This window comes from Nocardioides guangzhouensis (assembly GCF_004519545.1).
GTDB lineage: Bacteria > Actinomycetota > Actinomycetes > Propionibacteriales > Nocardioidaceae > Nocardioides > Nocardioides guangzhouensis.
The window spans coordinates 61,749-80,620 of record NZ_SDKM01000013.1 but is presented as its reverse complement, the minus strand read 5'-3'; the positions used below and the strand labels follow the sequence as shown (position 1 = coordinate 80,620).

At 72.7% G+C, this 18,872-nt stretch carries 22 protein-coding genes and 1 riboswitch; of the genes, 16 read left to right on the top strand and 6 right to left on the bottom strand.

Annotated features, from left to right (window positions below; translation table 11 throughout):
- The first annotated feature begins 11 nt into the window (after positions 1–11).
- Genes fmt through ligD form a run of 5 tightly spaced genes read left to right on the top strand, consistent with a single transcriptional unit; the run spans position 12 to position 4,137 of the window.
- The gene (fmt, locus tag EKO23_RS10600) at positions 12–959 is read left to right on the top strand and encodes a methionyl-tRNA formyltransferase (RefSeq protein WP_134716991.1); all 948 of its coding nucleotides are present in this window, start codon (positions 12–14) and stop codon (positions 957–959) included.
- On the top strand, positions 959–1,381 hold the full coding sequence (locus EKO23_RS10595) for an MmcQ/YjbR family DNA-binding protein (protein WP_134716989.1): 423 nt from the start codon (positions 959–961) through the stop codon (positions 1,379–1,381). The genes fmt and EKO23_RS10595 overlap by 1 nt, the downstream gene beginning before the upstream one ends.
- Positions 1,381–2,787 (top strand): RsmB/NOP family class I SAM-dependent RNA methyltransferase, encoded by a 1,407-nt coding sequence (locus tag EKO23_RS10590; RefSeq protein WP_134716987.1) that lies wholly within the window; start codon positions 1,381–1,383, stop codon positions 2,785–2,787. Before EKO23_RS10595 ends, EKO23_RS10590 begins: the two co-directional genes overlap by 1 nt.
- 16 nt (positions 2,788–2,803) lie before the next feature.
- Entirely contained in the window at positions 2,804–3,166 is a 363-nt protein-coding gene (locus tag EKO23_RS10585) for a DUF1801 domain-containing protein (protein ID WP_134716985.1), read from the top strand.
- Positions 3,167–3,174: 8 nt separating this feature from the next.
- Positions 3,175–4,137: a non-homologous end-joining DNA ligase gene (ligD, locus tag EKO23_RS10580; RefSeq protein ID WP_134716983.1), complete on the top strand. Its 963-nt coding sequence runs from the start codon at positions 3,175–3,177 to the stop codon at positions 4,135–4,137.
- Here the strand turns inward: ligD and map are convergent.
- The 3 genes from map to ggt form a co-directional block, all read right to left on the bottom strand.
- Positions 4,134–4,913 (bottom strand): type I methionyl aminopeptidase, encoded by a 780-nt coding sequence (map, locus tag EKO23_RS10575; protein WP_134716981.1) that lies wholly within the window; start codon positions 4,911–4,913, stop codon positions 4,134–4,136. The two genes, ligD and map, sit on opposite strands and share 4 nt — an antisense overlap.
- A 65-nt stretch (positions 4,914–4,978) precedes the next feature.
- Positions 4,979–6,250 carry an esterase-like activity of phytase family protein gene (locus tag EKO23_RS10570; RefSeq protein ID WP_167880418.1) on the bottom strand — a complete coding sequence of 424 codons (1,272 nt, stop codon included), beginning with the start codon at positions 6,248–6,250 and terminating at the stop codon, positions 4,979–4,981.
- 114 nt (positions 6,251–6,364) lie between these two features.
- On the bottom strand, positions 6,365–8,215 hold the full coding sequence (gene ggt, locus EKO23_RS10565; protein ID WP_134716977.1) for a gamma-glutamyltransferase: 1,851 nt from the start codon (positions 8,213–8,215) through the stop codon (positions 6,365–6,367).
- Positions 8,216–8,274: 59 nt separating this feature from the next.
- Between ggt and rpe the strand changes: the two genes are divergently transcribed.
- The 8 genes from rpe (at position 8,275) to EKO23_RS10525 (ending at position 14,647) form a co-directional block, all read left to right on the top strand.
- Positions 8,275–8,943, top strand: coding sequence for a ribulose-phosphate 3-epimerase (gene rpe, locus EKO23_RS10560; protein WP_134716974.1), 669 nt, complete (start codon positions 8,275–8,277; stop codon positions 8,941–8,943).
- Between the two features lie 289 nt (positions 8,944–9,232).
- Positions 9,233–9,394: riboswitch (FMN riboswitch) on the top strand.
- A 176-nt stretch (positions 9,395–9,570) separates the two neighbouring features.
- Entirely contained in the window at positions 9,571–10,599 is a 1,029-nt protein-coding gene (gene ribD, locus EKO23_RS10555) for a bifunctional diaminohydroxyphosphoribosylaminopyrimidine deaminase/5-amino-6-(5-phosphoribosylamino)uracil reductase RibD (protein ID WP_134717107.1), read from the top strand.
- Positions 10,599–11,240 (top strand): riboflavin synthase, encoded by a 642-nt coding sequence (locus EKO23_RS10550; protein ID WP_134716972.1) that lies wholly within the window; start codon positions 10,599–10,601, stop codon positions 11,238–11,240. Before ribD ends, EKO23_RS10550 begins: the two co-directional genes overlap by 1 nt.
- Complete coding sequence (locus EKO23_RS10545; RefSeq protein ID WP_134716970.1) at positions 11,237–12,496, top strand: bifunctional 3,4-dihydroxy-2-butanone-4-phosphate synthase/GTP cyclohydrolase II; 1,260 nt, start codon at positions 11,237–11,239, stop codon at positions 12,494–12,496. The genes EKO23_RS10550 and EKO23_RS10545 overlap by 4 nt, the downstream gene beginning before the upstream one ends.
- Positions 12,493–12,981 carry a 6,7-dimethyl-8-ribityllumazine synthase gene (ribH, locus tag EKO23_RS10540; RefSeq protein WP_134716968.1) on the top strand — a complete coding sequence of 163 codons (489 nt, stop codon included), beginning with the start codon at positions 12,493–12,495 and terminating at the stop codon, positions 12,979–12,981. The genes EKO23_RS10545 and ribH overlap by 4 nt, the downstream gene beginning before the upstream one ends.
- 103 nt (positions 12,982–13,084) lie before the next feature.
- Positions 13,085–13,348, top strand: coding sequence for a phosphoribosyl-ATP diphosphatase (locus EKO23_RS10535; RefSeq protein ID WP_134716966.1), 264 nt, complete (start codon positions 13,085–13,087; stop codon positions 13,346–13,348).
- A gap of 7 nt (positions 13,349–13,355) precedes the next feature.
- Positions 13,356–14,207, top strand: coding sequence for an ATP phosphoribosyltransferase (gene hisG, locus EKO23_RS10530; RefSeq protein ID WP_134716964.1), 852 nt, complete (start codon positions 13,356–13,358; stop codon positions 14,205–14,207).
- Between the two features lie 20 nt (positions 14,208–14,227).
- Positions 14,228–14,647: a PH domain-containing protein gene (locus tag EKO23_RS10525; protein ID WP_246051015.1), complete on the top strand. Its 420-nt coding sequence runs from the start codon at positions 14,228–14,230 to the stop codon at positions 14,645–14,647.
- 95 nt (positions 14,648–14,742) lie between these two features.
- On the opposite strand, the gene EKO23_RS10520 is transcribed toward EKO23_RS10525, so the two are convergent.
- From EKO23_RS10520 to EKO23_RS10510, 3 genes are read right to left on the bottom strand one after another with little or no spacing between them, the layout of a single operon-like run.
- A complete protein-coding gene (locus EKO23_RS10520; RefSeq protein ID WP_134716960.1) occupies positions 14,743–15,324 on the bottom strand; it encodes a uridine kinase family protein in 582 nt (193 codons plus the stop codon).
- Positions 15,321–16,568, bottom strand: coding sequence for an amino acid deaminase/aldolase (locus EKO23_RS10515; protein WP_246051014.1), 1,248 nt, complete (start codon positions 16,566–16,568; stop codon positions 15,321–15,323). Before EKO23_RS10515 ends, EKO23_RS10520 begins: the two co-directional genes overlap by 4 nt.
- The gene (locus EKO23_RS10510) at positions 16,565–17,017 is read right to left on the bottom strand and encodes a cellulose synthase (protein WP_134716958.1); all 453 of its coding nucleotides are present in this window, start codon (positions 17,015–17,017) and stop codon (positions 16,565–16,567) included. Before EKO23_RS10510 ends, EKO23_RS10515 begins: the two co-directional genes overlap by 4 nt.
- 51 nt (positions 17,018–17,068) lie before the next feature.
- Here EKO23_RS10510 and EKO23_RS10505 point away from each other — a divergent pair, with 51 nt between their 5' ends.
- The 3 genes from EKO23_RS10505 to rpmI all read left to right on the top strand — a co-directional run bounded on the left by EKO23_RS10505 (position 17,069) and on the right by rpmI (position 18,840).
- On the top strand, positions 17,069–17,680 hold the full coding sequence (locus tag EKO23_RS10505; RefSeq protein ID WP_134716956.1) for an SseB family protein: 612 nt from the start codon (positions 17,069–17,071) through the stop codon (positions 17,678–17,680).
- Between the two features lie 191 nt (positions 17,681–17,871).
- Entirely contained in the window at positions 17,872–18,597 is a 726-nt protein-coding gene (gene infC, locus EKO23_RS10500) for a translation initiation factor IF-3 (RefSeq protein WP_134717104.1), read from the top strand.
- A 48-nt stretch (positions 18,598–18,645) separates the two neighbouring features.
- Positions 18,646–18,840 (top strand): 50S ribosomal protein L35, encoded by a 195-nt coding sequence (gene rpmI / locus EKO23_RS10495; RefSeq protein WP_134716954.1) that lies wholly within the window; start codon positions 18,646–18,648, stop codon positions 18,838–18,840.
- Positions 18,841–18,872: the final 32 nt, after the last annotated feature.

Here is an 18,872-nt window from a genome sequence, read left to right as displayed (position 1 = left end):
GGGCGCCCCTAGTGCGGGTCGTCTTCGCCGGCACCCCCGAGGTCGCGCTCCCGGCGCTCGAGGCGGTGCACGCCTCCGCGCACGACCTCGTGGGCGTGCTCACCCGCCCGGACGCGCCGTCGGGCCGCGGCCGACACCTGCACCCGTCGCCGGTGGCCCAGCGTGCCACCGAGCTCGGCGTCCCCGTGCTCAAGCCCGAGCACCCGCGCGACCCGGCCTTCCGGGCCGAGCTGACGGCGCTGGCGCCGGACTGCTGCCCGGTGGTGGCCTACGGCGCGCTGCTGCCCCAGTCCGCGCTGGACATCCCGGTCCACGGCTGGGTCAACCTGCACTTCTCGTGCCTGCCGGCCTGGCGCGGAGCGGCCCCGGTGCAGCACGCCATCTGGGCCGGCGACGAGGTCACCGGCGCCACCACGTTCCGGATCGTCAAGGAGCTCGACGCCGGCCCGACGTACGGCGTGATGACCGAGCGGATCCGCCCCACCGACACCGCCGGCGACCTGCTCGGCCGGCTGGCCGAGGGCGGGGCCGGACTGCTGGTGGCCACCCTCGACGGCATCGCGGACGGGTCGCTCGAGGCCCGGCCACAGCCCGGGGACGGCGTCACCTACGCCGCCAAGATCGAGGTCGAGGACGCCCACGTCGACTGGCGCGAGCCGGCCGTCGGCGTCGACCGGCGGATCCGTGCCTGCACGCCGGGGCCCGGCGCCTGGAGCACGCTCGCGCTCGACGGCGAGGAGCCACAGCGGGTCAAGGTCGGCCCGGTCACCGTCGACCCCGACCACGCGCCGCTCGAGCCCGGGCTGCTCGCGGTCTCGAAGAACGCCGTCCACGTCGGCACCGCCACCGCTGCGGTCCGGCTCGGCGAGGTCAAGGCGTTCGGGAAGAAGCAGATGGCCGCGGCCGACTGGGCCCGTGGCGTGCGACTCCCGCCGGGAACCCGGTTCGGGGCCCGCTGATGGCGCGCAAGGCGACCCCCGACGACGTCGACGCGATCTGCATGAGCCTGCCCGAGGTCGAGCTCGGCATCTCGTGGGGCGACCGGCCGACGTACAAGGTGCCGACCGGGCCGAAGGGCAAGGGATTCCTGCTCTACCGCATGCCGCACAAGACCGCGATCGACCCGGAGAGCGGGGAGATGTACGACGACCTGATCGTCATCATCACCCCGACCGAGCACGACAAGATCATGCTGGTCGAGGACGAGCGGACGCCGTTCTTCACGATCCCGCACTTCGACGGCTTCAACGCGGTGCTGGTGCAGCTGTCCCGGCTCGGCGAGGTCGACCGCGACGAGCTGGCCGAGATCATCACCGACGCGTGGGCCACCCGGGCACCGAAACGGCTCTCGAAGGCGTACTTCGCCGAACGGGACGGCTGATGGCCCGCCCCTCGGGCGCTCGCCCCGGCGGCCGCCGGAAGCCGGCGCCGCGCCGGCCGGTCGACCCGCCGCGCGCCGCGGCGTACGACGTGCTGACCGCGGTCCGGGCCGACGGCGCCTACACCAACCTGGTGCTGCCGCAGGTGGTCCGCCAGTACCGCCTGGCAGGCCGGGACGCCGCGTTCGCGACCGAGCTGGCCAGCGGCACCATCCGCCGACAGGGGACCTACGACGCGGTGCTGGCCGCCTGCGTCGACCGGCCGCTCGCGAAGGTGGAGGCGAAGGTCCTCGACGCGCTCCGGCTCGGCGCCCACCAGCTGCTGGCCACCCGGGTGCCCCCGCACGCCGCGATCTCGACCACCGTCGACCTGGTCCGCGGCAAGGTCGGGCAGGGGCCGGCCGGCTTCACCAACGCCGTCCTGCGCCGGGTCTCCGAGCGCGACCTCGACGCCTGGCTGCGCCGGGTCGCGCCGGCCGCCGACGCCGACCCGACCGGCTTCGCCTCGGTGGCGTACTCCCACCCGGCGTGGGTGGTCGAGGCGCTGGCCGAGGCGCTCGGCGACCGGGCCGCGGAGCTGGACGACCTGCTCGCCGCCGACAACGCCGCCCCCCGGGTGACGCTGGTGGCGCGTCCCGGGCTGGCGTCCGTGGCAGAGCTGGTCGCCGCCGGGGGAGAGCACACCCGCTGGTCGCCGTACGCCGTCGAGCTGGCCGGGGGCGACCCGGGCGCCGTCGACGCGGTGGCCGCGGGCCGGGCCGGCGTCCAGGACGAGGGCTCGCAGCTGATGGCGATCGGCCTGGCCGACGCTCCGGTGGAGGGCGACGACCGCCGCTGGCTCGACCTCTGTGCCGGGCCGGGCGGCAAGGCCGCGCTGCTGGCCGCGCTGGCCGCCGAGCGTGGCGCCGGGCTGCTCGCCTCCGAGCGACAGCCGCACCGGGCCACGCTGGTCGCCCGAACCACAGCGTCGGCGTCGGCCGGGCTGATCGGCGTGGTCGCCGCCGACGGCACCCGTCCCGCCTGGCGCGAGGGCAGCTTCGACCGGGTGCTCGTCGACGCCCCGTGCTCGGGGCTCGGGGCGCTGCGCCGGCGGCCCGAGGCCCGGTGGCGCCGTACCCCGGCCGACCTCGACGACCTGGTGCCGCTCCAGCGGGCGCTGCTCGACAGCGCCCTGGCGTCGGCGCGGCCCGGGGGAGTGGTGGCCTACGCCACCTGCTCGCCGGTGCTCGCCGAGACCGCGGGCGTGGTGGCGCCGGTGCTGGCCCGACCGGACGTGACCCAGGTGGACGCCGCCGCGGTGCTGCCCGAGGTCACCGACGCCGCCGGCCCGCTCCCCGGCACCCTCCAGCTCTGGCCGCACCGGCACGGCACCGACGCGATGTTCCTCGCCCTGCTGAAGAGGTCCTGACCGCTAGGGTCGGGACGTGGCCGGCAACCGCAACCCCGACGTCGACGCCTGGTTCGAGCGCTACGACAACCCGCAGAAGGACCTCGTGCAGGCGGTACGCGAGGTGATTCTCGGCGCGGACGAGCGGGTGACCGAGGCGGTCAAGTGGCAGGCGCCCACGTTCGTGTACCGCGGCAACCTTGCGTCGTTCTACCCGAAGTCGAAGGCGCACGTCTCGCTCATGTTCCACACCGGTGCCACCCTTCCCGACCCGTCCGGGCTGCTCGAGGGCACCGGCGAGACGTCCCGGGTGGCGAAGTTCCTCGACCCGGACGACCTCGACGCGAAGGCCGACGCGCTCCGCGGCCTGGTGGCCGCCTGGATCGAGTCGAAGGGCTGAGCGTGGCCATGAAGTCCCCGTCGGTGGAGATCGAGGTCGACGACCGCGTGATCCGGGTGAGCAACCCCGACCGCGTCTACTTCCCGGAGAGCGAGGCGACCAAGCTCGACCTGGTCGAGTACTACCTGTCGGTCGGCGACGGCATCGTCAACGCGCTGCGCGAGCGCCCGTGCATGCTGCACCGGTTCCCCAAGGGCCTGGCCGGCGACAAGGTGCACCAGAAGCGGCTGCCGGCCGGTGCCCCGCCCTGGGTGGAGACCGTCCGGTTGCACTTCCCGCGCTGGAACCGCACCGCTGACGAGCTGTGCGTCACCGAGCTCGGGTCGGTGATCTGGGCGGTGCAGATGTCGACCGTCGAGTTCCACCCCTGGAACAGCCGCCGCGACGACCCCGAGAAGCCCGACGAGTGGCGGATCGACCTCGACCCGGGCCCGCTCACCGACTTCGACACGGTCCGCCGGGCCGCGCACGTCGCTCACGAGATCCTCGACGAGCTCGGGGCGACCGGGTACCCCAAGACGAGCGGCGGCAAGGGGCTGCACGTCTACGTGCGGATCCCGCCGGAGTGGGGCCACAAGGACGTACGCCGCGGGGCCCTGGCCTTTGCCCGCGAGGTCGAGCGGCGCGCCCCGGACGACGTGACCACGGAGTGGTGGCGCAAGAACCGCGACCCGCAGCACCTGTTCGTGGACTACAACCAGAACGCTCGCGACCACACCATCGCGGCGGCGTACTCCGTGCGTGGCGTGCCGGACGCGCGCGTCTCCACGCCGGTCCGCTGGGACGAGATCGACGACGTCGACCCGCGCGACTGCACGATCTTCACCGTGCCGCAGCGATACGCCGAGATCGGCGACCTGCACGCCGACATCGACGACCACGTCTTCGCGTTCACCCCGCTGCTGGAGTGGGCCGACCGCGACGAGGCCGAGGGGAAGGCGCCCCCGGCCGACCCGGAGGTCGTGCCCTAGGTCTCCTGACTGGGCAGGGTGAGGATCTCGGCTCCGTCCTCGGTGATGGCGATGGTGTGCTCGCTGTGCGCCGTCCGGCAGCCGGTCGCGCTGCGCAGCGTCCACCCGTCCTCGTCGGTGACCAGCTCCGCGGTGTCCGCCATCACCCATGGCTCCAGCGCCAGCAGCAGCCCGGGACGCAGCGGATAGCCGCGCCCGGGCCGGCCGGTGTTCGAGACGTGCGGCTCCTGGTGCATCGTCGACCCGATGCCGTGCCCCCCGAACTCGGTGTTGATCGGGTACCCCGCCTCGCCGAGGACCGTGCCGATGGCGTGCGAGAGGTCGCCGATGCGGGCCCCCGGCCGGGCCGCGGCGATCCCCGCGGCCAGGGCGCGTTCGGTCGCGTCGATCATCGCGACGCTCTCCTGGGGCCGTGCCTCCCCGACGAGGAAGCTGATCGCCGAGTCCGAGGCCACTCCGCCCCGAGAGACGGCGAGGTCGAGCGTCAGCAGGTCCCCGTCGGCGAGCGTCCGGTCGTAGGGCCGTCCGTGCAGCACGGCGTCGTTCACCGACGTGCAGATGTGGTGGCCGAACGGGCCGAGCCCGAAGGAGGGCTCGTAGTCGACGTAGCAGGACTCGGCTCCCGCCTCCGCGATCATGGACGCGACCCACCGGTCGATGTCGAGGAGGTTCGTGCCGACCGTGGCCCGTCCCTTCAGCGTCTGCAGGATGTCGGCGACCAGGCCGCCGGTGTCCCTCGCCTGGGCCAGCCGGGTGCGGTTCAGGATCTCGATCATGCGGCGCCTTTCCTCGTCCCGCCCGAAGACTATGCGGACGCCGAGGACCTGCGGACCGCCGACCCCTAGCCTCCGCCGGCGCGCAGCGGCACGTCGACGACGATGAACTCGTTGTCGTCGGGCCGTCCCGGGTTGCGACCGGAGTTCGGCAGGTTGTTGTCGCACCCGACCACGATCCGGTGTCCGTTGACGACGTGGACCGCCTCCACCGACTCGCACGTGACCCGGAACGGGTCGCCGAGGCCGACGTCACCGGCGTGCAGCGGCGGCAGGGACACCAGGTCCGGATCGGGGATCGCGGCGAGGTCGACCACCTGGGCTTTCTCGAGGAACCCGTCGGCTGTGGTACGCCGCAGGTCGACCCGGTAGACCCGCCGGAACTGCGCGTTCAGCCCGGACCCTCCGTCGCGCTCGATGGCGATGAGGCGGTGCCGGTCGAGTGCCTGCAGGTCGGAGAGGAAGTGGCCCGGCTGCTCGGTCCGGTACTCGAAGACCCGGCCCGTGAACTCCTCACGTCGGGTGCTGAACTCGTAGACGAAGCGGCGCCTGGGGTCCGCGTCGGTCAGCAGGGCGCCCTCGAGTGCTGCGTAGAGGTACTTCCGGTCCGGGGAGATCGCCATGCCTTCGAGCCCGCGGCTGTTGGGATGGGTCGCGGGCCGTCCCCCGAGGTGCGGGTTGTTGGGCGACATGAGGTTCCCCGGTAGGGCGAACGGCGGGTCGAGCAGGCGTCCGCGCCCGTCGAAGTGGAGGATCCACGGCCCGAACTCGTCGCCCACCCAGAGGTCGTGGCGGCGTCCTCGCTGCAGGGACTCCGGGTCGATGTCCCCACCGGTCAGCAGGCGGTCGGCCGTGCCCTCCCGGACGATCGGGAAGCCGATGCGACGGTCGGGATCGCGGAACGACACGAAGTCCCCGACCTCGACCGTCCCCGGACCTCCGCCGGCCGTCTTGTACCGGGGACGGACGGAGTACGCGCGGATCAGGAAGTCCACGGAGTTGGCCTTGCCGCCGAACCCGTTGTCCGGCATCGCCACCAGGTCACCCGGCGACCCTCCGTCGACGATCGCGGAGAAGCCCTCCACGGGCTGAGCCGGGAGCGGGAACTGCACGCCGTTGACGGTGCCGGGGCCGGGCACGAGGAAGGCGCCCGCCGGTGGTGGGCCGGCGAACGTGTCCCACGGGAGGACCGCACGCCCGACCAGGACGGGATCGTGGGCCGGGTTCGGGCTCCCGGTGGCGCTCGACGAGAGGACGGCGGTGACCAGGGGCGGGACGGTGACCGCGAAGGCCGTGAGGAGAATGAGCGAACGTCGCTTGGACGGCAGGGCTGGATTCATGACTGCTCCTCGAGATCGCAGAACCAGGTCCTTCGACGCTAGGCCGGGGGAGCGCCTCGAGGAGCAGTCGCCGGGAACGGTTTCGCGCATCCGCGACCGACCGGGCTAGACCGCCTACGGGGTCGGGGTCACGACGTACGCCGCGCCTCCTCCGCGGCGCTTCGGCTCCGCCACCGAGGTCAGCAGGCCGTTCGGCCCGAACCCGATCGCGGTGGCCGCGCCGATGTCCGAGGCGCTGGTCAGCCCGTCGCCGGACGGCACCAGGTCGTGTCCGTAGGTGTTCTCCAGCGCGTCGCCGTACGCCGTGATGAAGGCCGGCTCCGCGGTGACCGTCGCGGTGTTGCGCTGCGACGCGCGCGGGGCGGCGATCGCCTCGGGCAGGGTCATGCCGCGGTCGAGGTGGTTGAACAGCATCTGCAGCACGGTGGTGATGATCGTCGAGCCGCCGGGGGAGCCGAGCGCCAGGAACGGCTTGCCGTCCTCGAGCACGATGGTCGGCGACATCGAGGACCGCGGCCGCTTGCCGGGCTGGATCCGGTTCGGGTCGTCCTCGTCGTAGACCGTCGAGAAGTCGGTCAGCTCGTTGTTGAGCAGGAAGCCGCGGCCGGGCACGACGATGCCGGAGCCGCCGGTCTGCTCGATGGTGAGGGTGTACTCGGCGACGTTGCCCCACTTGTCGGTCACGGTCAGGTTGGTGGTCGAGATGTTCTCGGTGTCCGTGGCCTCCTTCGCGCTCGGTGCCGGGTCGTCGCAGGCGCCGTCGTAGTCGTCGACGTCGACGTCGCCGGCCGCGGTCGGCTTGGCCATCGCGGTGTCACCGATCTCGCAGGCCCGCTCCTTGGCGAAGGTGTCGTCGAGCAGGTCGGCGAGCGGGACGTCGACGAACGCCGGGTCCCCGACGTACTTCCCGCGGTCGGCGAAGGCGAGCGCGCTGGCCTCGAGGTAGTGGTGCAGCGCGGCCGCGTCGTCCATCGCGGACAGGTCGTAGTTCTCGAGGATGTTCAGCGCCTCGCCGACGGTGGAGCCGCCGCTGGAGGACGGCGCCATGCCGTAGACGTCGTACCCGCGGTAGCCGACCCGGGTCGGTGCCTGGTCGAGCAGGCGGTAGCGCTTGAGGTCGTCGCGGGTCATGAAGCCGGGCGGCACCGGGAGGGTGGTCTCGTCGGTCGTCGGCGGGTCCTGCACGGCCCGGGAGATCTCGCGGGCCAGCGGGCCGCGGTAGAACGCCGCCTTGGTGCCCTTCTTCGCGATCTCGGCGAGGGTGTCGGCGAGGTCGGGGTTGCGGAACGTGGAGCCGACCTGCGGGGCGTCGCCGCCGGGGAGGTAGAGCTGGCGGGTCGAGGTGAAGGCGTCGAAGCGGGTTTTGTTGTCGAGCGTCTGCTGGCGGAACGTGTCGTCGACGACGAAGCCTGTGCGGGCCAGGTCGATGGACGGCTGCAGCGCCTCCTTCAGCGACCAGGTGCCCCAGCGGTCGAGGGCGCCCTCCCAGGTGGCGGGGGTGCCGGGCACGCCGACGGAGACGCCGCTGGTGACCAGCTCGGGCGTGAACCGGTAGGGCTGGCCGGTGGCCGGGTCGATGAACGCGTCGTTCGGCATCGCGGCCGGCGCGGTCTCACGGCCGTCGAGGGTGCTCACCTTCCGGTGCTGCGCGTCGTAGTAGACGAAGTAGCCCCCACCCCCGATGCCGGCCGAGTAGGGCTCGGTCACGCCCAGCGCCGACGCCATCGCGACCGCGGCGTCGGCGGCGTTGCCGCCCCGCTCCAACACGTCGAGCCCGACCTTGCTGGCGTACGGGTCGACGCTGCTGACCGCGCCGCCGTACCCGACGCTCGTGGGGGTCTTCGGCGGTTGCGGCTCCCCGGCCGCCGTGGCCGCGGCGCCTCCGGTGCCGAGGCCGGCCGCGGTGGCGGCGGTGAGGGTGAGGCCGAGCAGCGCGGCCAGGGGGCGGGGGCGTCGTGCAGGCATGGCTGACCTTCCGAGAGTGGTTGCCGGATCCCGTTCCCCGTCGTGGGAGGATCCATGCCGTGGGCATCCAGATCACGCCGAGCATCCTCAACGCCGACCTCTCTGCGCTGGCCTCCGAGGTGGGCCGGATCCGCAGCGCCGACTGGGTGCACGTGGACGTGATGGACAACCACTTCGTGCCCAACCTGACCCTCGGGCTGCCGGTGGTCGAGTCGCTGGCACGGTCCACGGACCTGCCGATGGACGTGCACCTGATGATCGAGGACCCCGACCGGTGGGCGCCGGCGTACGCCGAGGCCGGCTGTGGATCTGTCACCTTCCACGTCGAGGCGGCTGCGGCCCCGGTCCGGCTGGCCCGCGAGATCCGGGCGCAGGGCGCGCGCGCCAGCATGGCGCTCAAGCCGGCCACCCCCGTCGACCCCTACGAGGACCTGCTCGCCGAGCTCGACATGCTGCTGATCATGACCGTCGAGCCCGGCTTCGGCGGCCAGAAGTTCCTCGACCTCTGTCTGCCCAAGATCCGCCGGGCCCGCGAGCTCATGGACAAGCACGGCGTCGAGGCCTGGCTCCAGGTCGACGGCGGCGTGTCGCTGGAGACCATCGAGCGGTGCGCCGAGGCCGGCGCCGACACCTTCGTCGCCGGCTCCGCGGTCTACTCCGCCGACGACCCCGATGCCATGGTCGCTGACCTCCGCGCCCGTGCCGAGGCCGCCGCCCACCCCCGCTGACCCCTGTCTCGTTGAGTTGCGCTTCCCTCGCAGTTGAGTTGCGCCCGCCTGATCGTTGAGTTGCGCCTCGCGCGCGCCGATGCCAGCGAGGCGCGACTCAACCCGCAGCGGGGCGCGACTCAACGTGCAGCGAGGCGCGACTCAACGTGCAGCGAGGCGCGACTCAATGTGCAGCGGGGCGCGACTCACCCCGCCGCGAGGCGCAACTCAACGAAGGGGGAGTGCGGTCAGGGTCACATGGCTCCGGCGCGGCGGCTGTGGCAGGCTGGGCGCAGACGAGTTCTCGAACTCGCGTGCTCTGGGGTCGGTGAAATTCCGAGCCGGCGGTGACTGACCGAGCGCCCTGCGGCGCCTCGCTCAGAAGTCCGCGACCCGGTCACAGCCAGTGACCGGTTGACCAGGTGGAACTCCTGGACCGACGGTCAAAGTCCGGATGGGAAGAGCCACGCAAGGTCGGTGCCGCGCACGTCCGCGCGACCCGGCCCGGGTCTTCCCGCCACCTCTCCGTCCGCGAGCCGAGTGCCGCAGACCACGCGCTTCGCCGGCCACGCCGGGGGCGCAGCCGAGACGGACGCAGCCGAGACGGAGGAGCGAGAGGTGGCCTTCACCCCAGCCGAGGACCGCGCGATGCTGCGCGCGCTCGAGCTCGCCGCGACCCCGGGCGTACCCCTCGGACCCAACCCGCGCGTCGGCTGTGTGCTGCTCGACGCCGACGGGCAGGAGGTCGCGGAGGGATTCCACCGCGGCGCCGGGGCGCCGCACGCCGAGGTGGTCGCGCTGGCCGAGGCCGGAGACCGGGCCCGCGGCACGACCGCGGTGGTGACCCTGGAGCCGTGCAACCACACCGGGCGCACCGGACCCTGCGCGCAGGCCCTCGTCGACGCCGGCGTACGGCGCGTGGTCTTCGCCCAGCCCGACACCAACCCGGTCGCCGAGGGCGGGGGCGCCGCTCTCGCCGCGGCCGGGGTCGAGGTCGAGCACGGGCTGCGGGAGACCGAGGCCCGCGCCGTCAACCGCGTATGGACGTTCGCGGTGGACCACGGCCGTCCGTTCGTGACGTGGAAGTTCGCCACCACGCTCGACGGGCGCAGCGCCGCGGCCGACGGCACCAGCCGCTGGGTCAGCAGCCCGGAGGCCCGGCGTGACACGCACCGGCTGCGGGCGCTGGCCGACACCATGCTGGTCGGCACCAACACCATCGACGTCGACGACCCCGAGCTCACCGTCCGCGACGAGCTCGACCAGCCGGTGCCGCAGCAGCCCTTGCGCGCGGTGATGGGGCTGCGCGACCTCCCGGCGACCAAGCGGGTGTTCAACGACCGCGCCCCGTCGCTGCACCTGCGCACCCGCGACCCGCACGAGGCGCTCGCCGCGCTCTACCGCCAGGACCGCCAGCACGTCTTCCTCGAGGGCGGGCCGACGCTGGCCGCGGCGTTCCTCGAGGCCGGCCTGGTCGACGAGGTCGTGGCGTACGTCGCCCCGATGCTGCTCGGCGCCGGACGGAATGCGGTCGCCGATCTCGGCATTCACACCATGGCCGACGCGCGGCAGCTCGAGGTCACCGACGTGACCGTGCTGCCCGGCACCGACACCGCGCACCACACCAACGTCCGCATCACCATGAGACCGTCGCCGGCGGTCGAGGAGGAAGCCTGATGTTCACCGGCATCGTCGAGGAGCTCGGCACTGTCGCCGCCGTCGAGGAGCAGGGCGACGCGATCCGGCTCTCGATCCGCGCCAGCACCGTGCTGGAGGACGTCCACCTCGGTGACTCGATCTCCGTCAACGGGTGCTGCCTGACCGTCACCGACGTGGCTCCCGGCGAGGGCGGCGCGGACCACGTGTGGACCGCCGACGTCATGCAGGAGACCCTCGACAAGACCTCGCTGGCCGGCGTCGCCCCCGGCGACCGGGTCAACCTCGAGCGCGCGGTCACCGTCGACAAGCGGCTCGGCGGCCACATCGTCCAGGGCCACGTCGACGGCGTCGGCCGGGTCGTGCGCCGCGAGCCGAGCGAGCACTGGGAGGTGGTCGAGGTGGCGCTCCCTGCAGGCGCCGGGCTCGACCGCTACCTCGTCGACAAGGGCTCGATCACCGTCGACGGTGTCAGCCTGACCGTGGTCGAGGCCCGCGACGACGCGTTCACCGTGAGCCTGATCCCCGAGACGCTGGCCCGCACCACGCTCGGCTTCCGGCAGCCCGGCGATGCGGTGAACCTCGAGGCCGACGTCCTCGCCAAGCACGTGGAGAAGCTGCTGGGCGCTCACCTGGGCGCCTCGACGAAGGAGAGCCCATGACCGTCCGACTGGACCCCGTCGAGCGCGCGATCGAGGACATTGCCGCCGGCAAGGCCGTGGTCGTCGTCGACGACGAGGACCGCGAGAACGAGGGCGACATCATCTTCGCCGCCAGCAAGGCGACGCCCGAGCTGATGGCGTTCACGATCCGCCACAGCAGCGGCGTGATCTGCGTGCCGATGCCCGCGGACATGCTGGACCGGCTCGAGATCCCGCTGATGACGCCGCACAACAAGGACCGGATGCGGACGGCGTACACCATCTCCGTCGACGCGCGCGACGGCGTCAGCACCGGCATCTCGGCCGCCGACCGCGCCCACACCGCCCGGGTGCTGGCCGACTCCGCCACCGAGCCGTGGGAGATCACCCGGCCGGGGCACGTCTTCCCGCTGCGCTATCGCGAGGGCGGCGTGCTCGTACGCCGCGGCCACACCGAGGCCGCCGTCGACCTGGCCCGGCTGGCCGGGCTGACCCCCGCCGGGGTGCTGGTCGAGGTGGTCAACGACGACGGCAGCATGAAGCGCGCGCCGGAGCTGCGCGAGTTCGCCGACCAGCACGGCCTGGCGATGATCTCGATCGAGGACCTGGTGAAGTACCGCCGCCGCACCGAGCACCTGGTCACCCGGGTGGCCGAGACCCGGCTGCCGACGCAGTACGGCGACTTCACGGCGTACGGCTACACCGTCACCGTCGACGACAGCGAGCACATCGCGCTGGTCTACGGCGACGTGAGCGGGGACCAGCCGGTGCTGACCCGGGTGCACAGCGAGTGCCTGACCGGCGACGTGTTCGGCAGCCACCGTTGCGACTGCGGGCCCCAGCTCGACGAGGCGCTGGAGCGGATCGTCGAGGAGGGCCGCGGTGTCGTGGTCTACCTCCGCGGGCACGAGGGCCGGGGGATCGGCCTGGTCGCGAAGCTGCAGGCCTACCAGCTCCAAGACGGCGGCCGCGACACCGTGGACGCGAACCTCGACCTCGGGCTGCCCGCCGACGCCCGGCACTACGGCACGGCGACCCAGGTGCTGCGCGACCTCGGCATCGGCAGCGTCCGGCTGATGACGAACAACCCCGACAAGGTCACCCACCTCGAGGACTACGGTGTCCCGGTGGCCGAGCGGGTGCCGCTGACGCCGCGGCCCAACGACCACAACATCGCCTACCTGCTGACCAAGCGGGACCGGATGGGTCACGCACTGCCCGATCTCCCGCACCCAGCCCAGGACCTGCCGCCCACCACGGAAGGAATCCCCTCGTGAGCCGCTCCGGAGCGCCCGACCAGACCCCGATCGACTGCCACGACCTCCGGGTCGCCGTGGTCGCCTCCAGCTGGCACGACCAGGTGATGGACGGCCTGCTCGACGGTGCGCAGCGGGCGCTCAAGGCCTACCGCGTCGAGGCGCCGGTCGTGGTCCGGGTGCCGGGGTCCTTCGAGCTGCCGGTGGTCGCCGGGGCGCTGGCGGCGCAGGGGTACGACGCGGTGGTCGCGCTCGGCGTGGTCATCCGCGGCGGCACCCCCCACTTCGAGTACGTCTGCGCGGCGGCCACCGACGGCCTCTCCCGGGTCGCGCTCGACACCTCCACCCCGATCGGCTTCGGCCTGCTCACGTGCGACACCGAGGAACAGGCGCTCGACCGGGCCGGGCTGGCCGACTCCTCGGAGGACAAGGGCTGGGAGGCCACCGCGGCCGCGCTCGAGACCGCGCACCTGCTCAAGCAGGTCCGGCGCGGCTATCTGGACTGACGGGGCTCGACCGAAGGGGCTGGACAGAGAGATCGGCCACGCCCGCCCGGCCGGCCTGAGACCGGGGCCGGGCGTGCCCGCCGTACGCCGTAGGCTGCTGGCCGTGAAGACGTTCGAAGAGCTCTGGGCCGAGCTGAACGACAAGGCCCAGAACCGACCCGAGGGATCCGGCACCGTCGCAGCGCTCGACGCCGGCGTGCATGCCATCGGGAAGAAGCTGGTCGAGGAGGCCGCCGAGTCCTGGATGGCCGCCGAGCACGAGGGCAAGGAGGCCGCCGCCCTCGAGATCAGCCAGCTGCTCTACCACGCCCAGGTGCTCATGATCGCCTCCGGTCTCACGCTCGACGACGTCTACTCCCACCTCTGAGGACCCCATGCCACCCCTCCGCATCGCGGTGCCCAACAAGGGCTCGCTGTCCCAGTCCGCCTCCGAGATGCTGCACGAGTCCGGCTACCGGCAGCGGCACGACACCAGGGAGCTGGCGCTCGCCGACCCGGAGAACGGGGTCGAGTTCTTCTACCTGCGCCCGCGCGACATCGCCCTGTACGTCGGGGAGGGGACGCTCGACGTCGGCATCACCGGCCGTGACCTGCTGCTCGACTCCGGCGCGCACGCCCAGGAGGTGCTCTCGCTGGGCTTCGGCCGGTCGACGTTCCGGTTCGCCGGTCCCGACGGCGCCTACGACAAGATCGAGGACCTCGCCGGCCGGCGCATCGCCACGTCGTACGTCGGGATCGTCGAGCGGTTCCTCGCCGATCGGGGCATCGAGGCCACGGTCACGCGGCTCGACGGTGCTGTCGAGACCAGCGTCCAGCTCGGCGTCGCCGACGTGATCGCCGACGTCGTCGAGACCGGGAGCACCCTGCGCGCCGCCGGGCTGGCCACGTTCGGCGGCCCGATCCTCGACTCCGAGGCGGTGCTGATCACGCGCGCCGGAGCGCCGGTGCCGGACGGGTTCGAGGTGTTCAAGCGTCGGCTCGAGGGCGTCCTGGTCGCCCGGACCTACGTGATGATGGACTACGACATGCCGGCCGATCGGGTGGAGGAGGCCGTCGCGCTGACCCCCGGCATCGAGAGCCCCACCGTCTCCCCGCTTCATCGGGAGGGCTGGGTCGCCGTGCGGGCGATGGTCCCGCGTGGCGGTGCCCAGCGGCTGATGGACGAGCTCTACGAGCTCGGGGCGCGCGGCATCCTGCTCACCGACATCCACGCCTGCCGGCTCTGATGGCGGATCCCCAGCCCCGCGTGAGCCTTCCCCACACCTGGCGTCCCCTCGGCGTACGCCTCGCCGGTGGCGTCCTCGGTGCCGGTCTCCTGATCGTGTGCGCCGGTGCCTGGATCACCTTCCCGCCCGAGGTGAAGGAGACCTTCACCCTGTTCCAGCGGATCACCGCGATCGGCCTGGGCCTGATGGCGTTCGCGGCCTGGTTCGCGCTGGTGCGCTCCCGCGTCGTGGCGGACGACGGGCGGTTGGTCGTCGTCAACGGCTACAAGCGCCGGGAGTTCGAGTGGGCGCAGGTGGTGCGGATCTCCATGCCGCCCGGCGCGCCCTGGGCCACCCTCGACCTCGACGACGGCACCACCTGCCCGGTCATGGGGATCCAGGGCTCCGATGGTGCCCGCGCACGCCAGGCCGTGCGCGAGGTGCGTGCCCTGCTCGGCTGAAGTCGGTGCGGCTTGGTCCCCAGCCGCAACGATTCCCGGCAGGAGCATGCGGTTCGTGACCGGTCGATTGCGCCTGGCGGTGGACCAGGTCCGAGTCAGCGAGCGACCGGACGACCCACCGCGTCCACCACGACGTCGGCGTGGTCGCGGGTCCCCTCGGCGGCGTGCAGCACGTCCTCGTCGACCATCCACTGCTGCCAGTGCGCACGCATCTGCTCGCCGTCGCGGGCCATGCCCCGCTCGAAGCGGAGGTCGCGCGGCGCCTCGACCCACACCAGCACGGTGACCAGGTCGGCGATCCGACGCGCCCACGACCCGACCCCCTCCAGGACCAGCAGACCGCCGGGGGGCACGGGATGGCGCTCGGCCCAGTCGTCGGCCAGCCAGTCCCAGCGCCGCCAGCTGCCCGGACGTCCGGCGGCGAGCGGACGGAGGACGTCGTCGAGCGTGGCGGCCAGCCCGGGCAGGCCGCGCCAGCCCTGCAGCAGCTCGTCGGTGTGCACGACGGTCGGCGGCCCGCCCTCCTCGGCAGCGACCTCGGCGAGGGCATCGGCCAGCGTGGTCTTCCCGGAGCCGGCCGGGCCGTCCACGCACACCAGGCGCCCGCTGCCGAGCGTGGGCGCGCGCGAGCGCGCCCGGTCGAGGATCGCCCGAGCCGAGGTGACCGGTGCGGTCATCCGAATGCGAGCCCGGCGCCGCGGTAGGACGGCACGGTCTCCACGAACCGGTCGCCGGCCAGCAGGTGCACGTCGTTGGTGTGCTCGAACAGCTCGCCGGACTTCGCGTGCCGGAACCACACCAGGTCACCGATCCCGAGGCTGGCGGCGGCGGGCCCGGTCAGCGGGGTCTGCACCTCGCCGGCGCCCTCCAGGCCGGTCAGGTGCAGCGCCGGCGGCGCCCACGGCTGGGGCTGCCGATCGGCGCCGTGCGGGCCGGAGGCGACGTACCCGCCGCCGGCCACGGTGACCATGGCAGGGGTGGGCTTGCGGAGCACCGGGAGCCCGTAGAACGCGGCCGGGCGCGGCTCGAAGGACTGGTAGTGGTCGAACAGCCCCGGCACCAGCAGGCCGGAGCCGGCGGTGACCTCGGTGACCACCGGGTCCGAGGACGACGTCTCGATCGACCCGGAGCCGCCGGCGTTCCAGAACTCCAGCGGCGCCACCGGACCGAGGGCGTCGGCGATCTCGCGTCGGCGCACCTTCAGCTGCTCGACGGACGCGGACTTCAGCCGGCGCACCAGCAGCGACCTGGCCTTCTGACCGGGTACGTCGTCAGGCACCCCGGCCACCTGGCCCTCGTAGGTCATCACCCCGACCAGCGTGAACCCGCGCCGGTCCGCGACGGTGCGAGCCAGGCCGACGATGTCGGGTACGTCGTGGAGCGGGGAGCGCTTCGGCCCGATGTGCTGGCCACCGACGCGGAGCCCGGCGTCGACGTCGATCGCGACCCGGATCGACACCGCCTTGGACGAACGGACCGAGTCGACCACGTCGAGGTGCTCGGCCGCGTCGACCATGAGCGTGATCGCCGCGGCCGCAGAGGGGGAGGAGACCAGCCGCTCGAGCGCGCCGGCGTCGACGGTCGGGTAGCCGAGCACGATGTCGTCGCAGATGCCCTGCTCGTGCAGCCACAGGGCCTCGCGCAGGGAGTAGGCCATCGCCCCGGAGAAGCCGTCGGCCTCCAGAGCCCGGCGGACCAGGGCCGGCACCCGCAGCGACTTGGTGGCCACCCGCACCGGGGTGCCGGACGCGCGCTTGGCGAGGTCGCCGGCGTTCGTGTCGAAGGCGTCGAGGTCGACCACCATGGTCGGGGTGGCGCCGGCCGGCGGGTACGCCGCGACGGCCGCGTCGAGCCGGTGCCGCAGCCGGTTGCGCGCGACGAAGTCGCGGGCCAGCGGGTCGGAGGGAACCTGGCCGGTCACGTGATGCCCCGCTTCTTCAAGATGGCCTCGATGTCGGCCAGGTCGTCGTCGATGATCGGCTCCGCCTTCCGCCCGCTCGACGGCGGCAGGCCCTTCCCGGTGGCGGGTGCGGAGACCGCGCCCCCGGACTTCTTCTGCTGCTGGGCCTGCTGCCGGCCGGACATCCTGGAGGAGACGCCGAAGAGCACCACGGACAGGCCGGCCAGCACCAGGCCGAACCACATGAACGGGTTGAACACCAGGCCGGTGGCCCAGTCCACCGTCGCGGTGGTGACGTCGGTGACCAGCTCCAGGGTGCCGGTGAGGAAGGCGGCCGGGGGCAGCAGCGTGATCGCGACGCCCCGGACCGCGGCGGCCGAGCCGCGCTTGCGCCCCGCGCGCACGGTGTAGAGCGCGCCGAGCACGGTGAGGGCCGCGGTGAGGGCCAGCCAGGCGGCGTCGTCGAGCATGATCCAAGCCTGTCACACGACACCCCAACCGGCTGCGTAGGCTGGTGCGCCATGTCCGACTCCGACACCCCTCCCGGCGCCCCTGCCCGGGGCAACCCGTTCCCGAACCGGTTCGAGGGTGCCCGGCTCCAGTCCGCCGCCTTCCCCGACGACACCGGCGAGCAGCCGGCCGGCGTCGTAGCCGCCCTGGCGGCGTACGCCGGGAGCGACCGGGGCGCCGACGCCCACACCGCCGTCCTCGGCGTCCTCCAGGCCAGCCGGCTGCTGGTACCGGTGGTCGCGCTGCTCGGCGAGGTGGAGCACGACGAGCGCGGGCTGGCCCACGACAAGTCCAGTGACATGGCGGCGGTGCTCCTGACCGGCGCGGACGGCCGGCTCGCGCTGCTCGCGTTCACCGGGACCGGCCCGCTACGGGCGTGGAACCCCGAGGCCCGGCCGGTGGCGGTGCCGACCCGGGTGGCCGCGCAGTCCGCCGTGCAGGACGGGGCGGCGGCGCTGGTGGTCGACGTGGCCGGACCGGTGCCGTTCGTGGTCGAGGGCGACGACCTCACGGGCCTCGCCGCCGGGTGGACCCTGGCCCGGGTCGAGGGCCGGTCGGTCTGGCTCGCACCCGCGGACGGGAGCGACCGGGCGGGGAATGAATTGGGCAATTCGGGACGTTGACCGGTAACCTGTTCGCTGACCGATCTGCCCTGCCGTGCACCCGCACGACGGAGTGGATCTGACAAGCGGAGGCTCCGGCTTCCCACCCGCATCGACCGAGACCAGGTCGTCGGGTCCGGTCCCAGGCCCCGGCCTCGCGGCGCACGCCGTGCGGTGAGGAGCCTGAGAAGGTGTCCTCGTGCACCAGGAGACTGGCTTCCGCTTATCAGCGGAAGCCTTTTTTCGTCTATTCAGGAGGACACATCAGCACTGAGCTGCGCATCAACGACCGGATCCGGGTTCCCGAGGTCCGGCTCGTTGGACCCAATGGCGAGACGGTCGGGATCGTGCCGACGGACCAGGCGTTGAAGCTGGCCCAGGAGGCGGACCTCGACCTGGTCGAGGTGGCGCCCACCGCGCGTCCGCCCGTCTGCAAGCTCATGGACTACGGGAAGTTCAAGTACGAGAACGCCCAGAAGGCCCGTGAAGCACGTCGGAACCAGACGAACGTGATCATCAAGGAGATGAAGCTTCGTCCCAAGATCGACCAGCACGACTACGAGACCAAGAAGGGTCACGTGGTGCGGTTCCTGCGCGCCGGCGACAAGGTGAAGATCACGATCATGTTCCGCGGTCGTGAGCAGCACCGTCCCGAGCTCGGGTTCCGGCTGCTGCAGAAGCTGGCCGAGGACGTGCAGGAGCTCGGCTTCGTCGAGAGCGCGCCCAAGCAGGACGGGCGCAACATGATCATGGTCCTGGGTCCGCACAAGAAGAAGTCCGAGGCCAAGGCCGAGGTGAAGGCCGCGAAGGAGAGCCGCGCCGCCGAGCGCGCCGCCGAGCAGGCCGAGGAGCGCGCCGAGCGCGCCGCCGTCACCCCGGCGGCGGAGAAGAAGGAGCGGCGCCGCTCCGAGAACCTCGACCCCGACATCGACGTCTGAGCCTCGCCCCCAGGCCAGACCGGTAGCAACAACACAGAGAGCGAAGAGATGCCGAAGAACAAGACGCACTCCGGTGCCAAGAAGCGGTTCAGGGTGACCGGCTCGGGCAAGATCCGTCGCCAGAAGACGGGCCTGCGCCACAACCTGGAGAAGAAGCCGTCGAAGATGACTCGCCGCATGTCGGGTACCACCGAGGTCGCCAAGTCCGACGTCAAGACCGCCAAGAAGCTTCTGGGTCTCTGACCCGTCGCGCACCAACCCCAGATTTGAGCAAG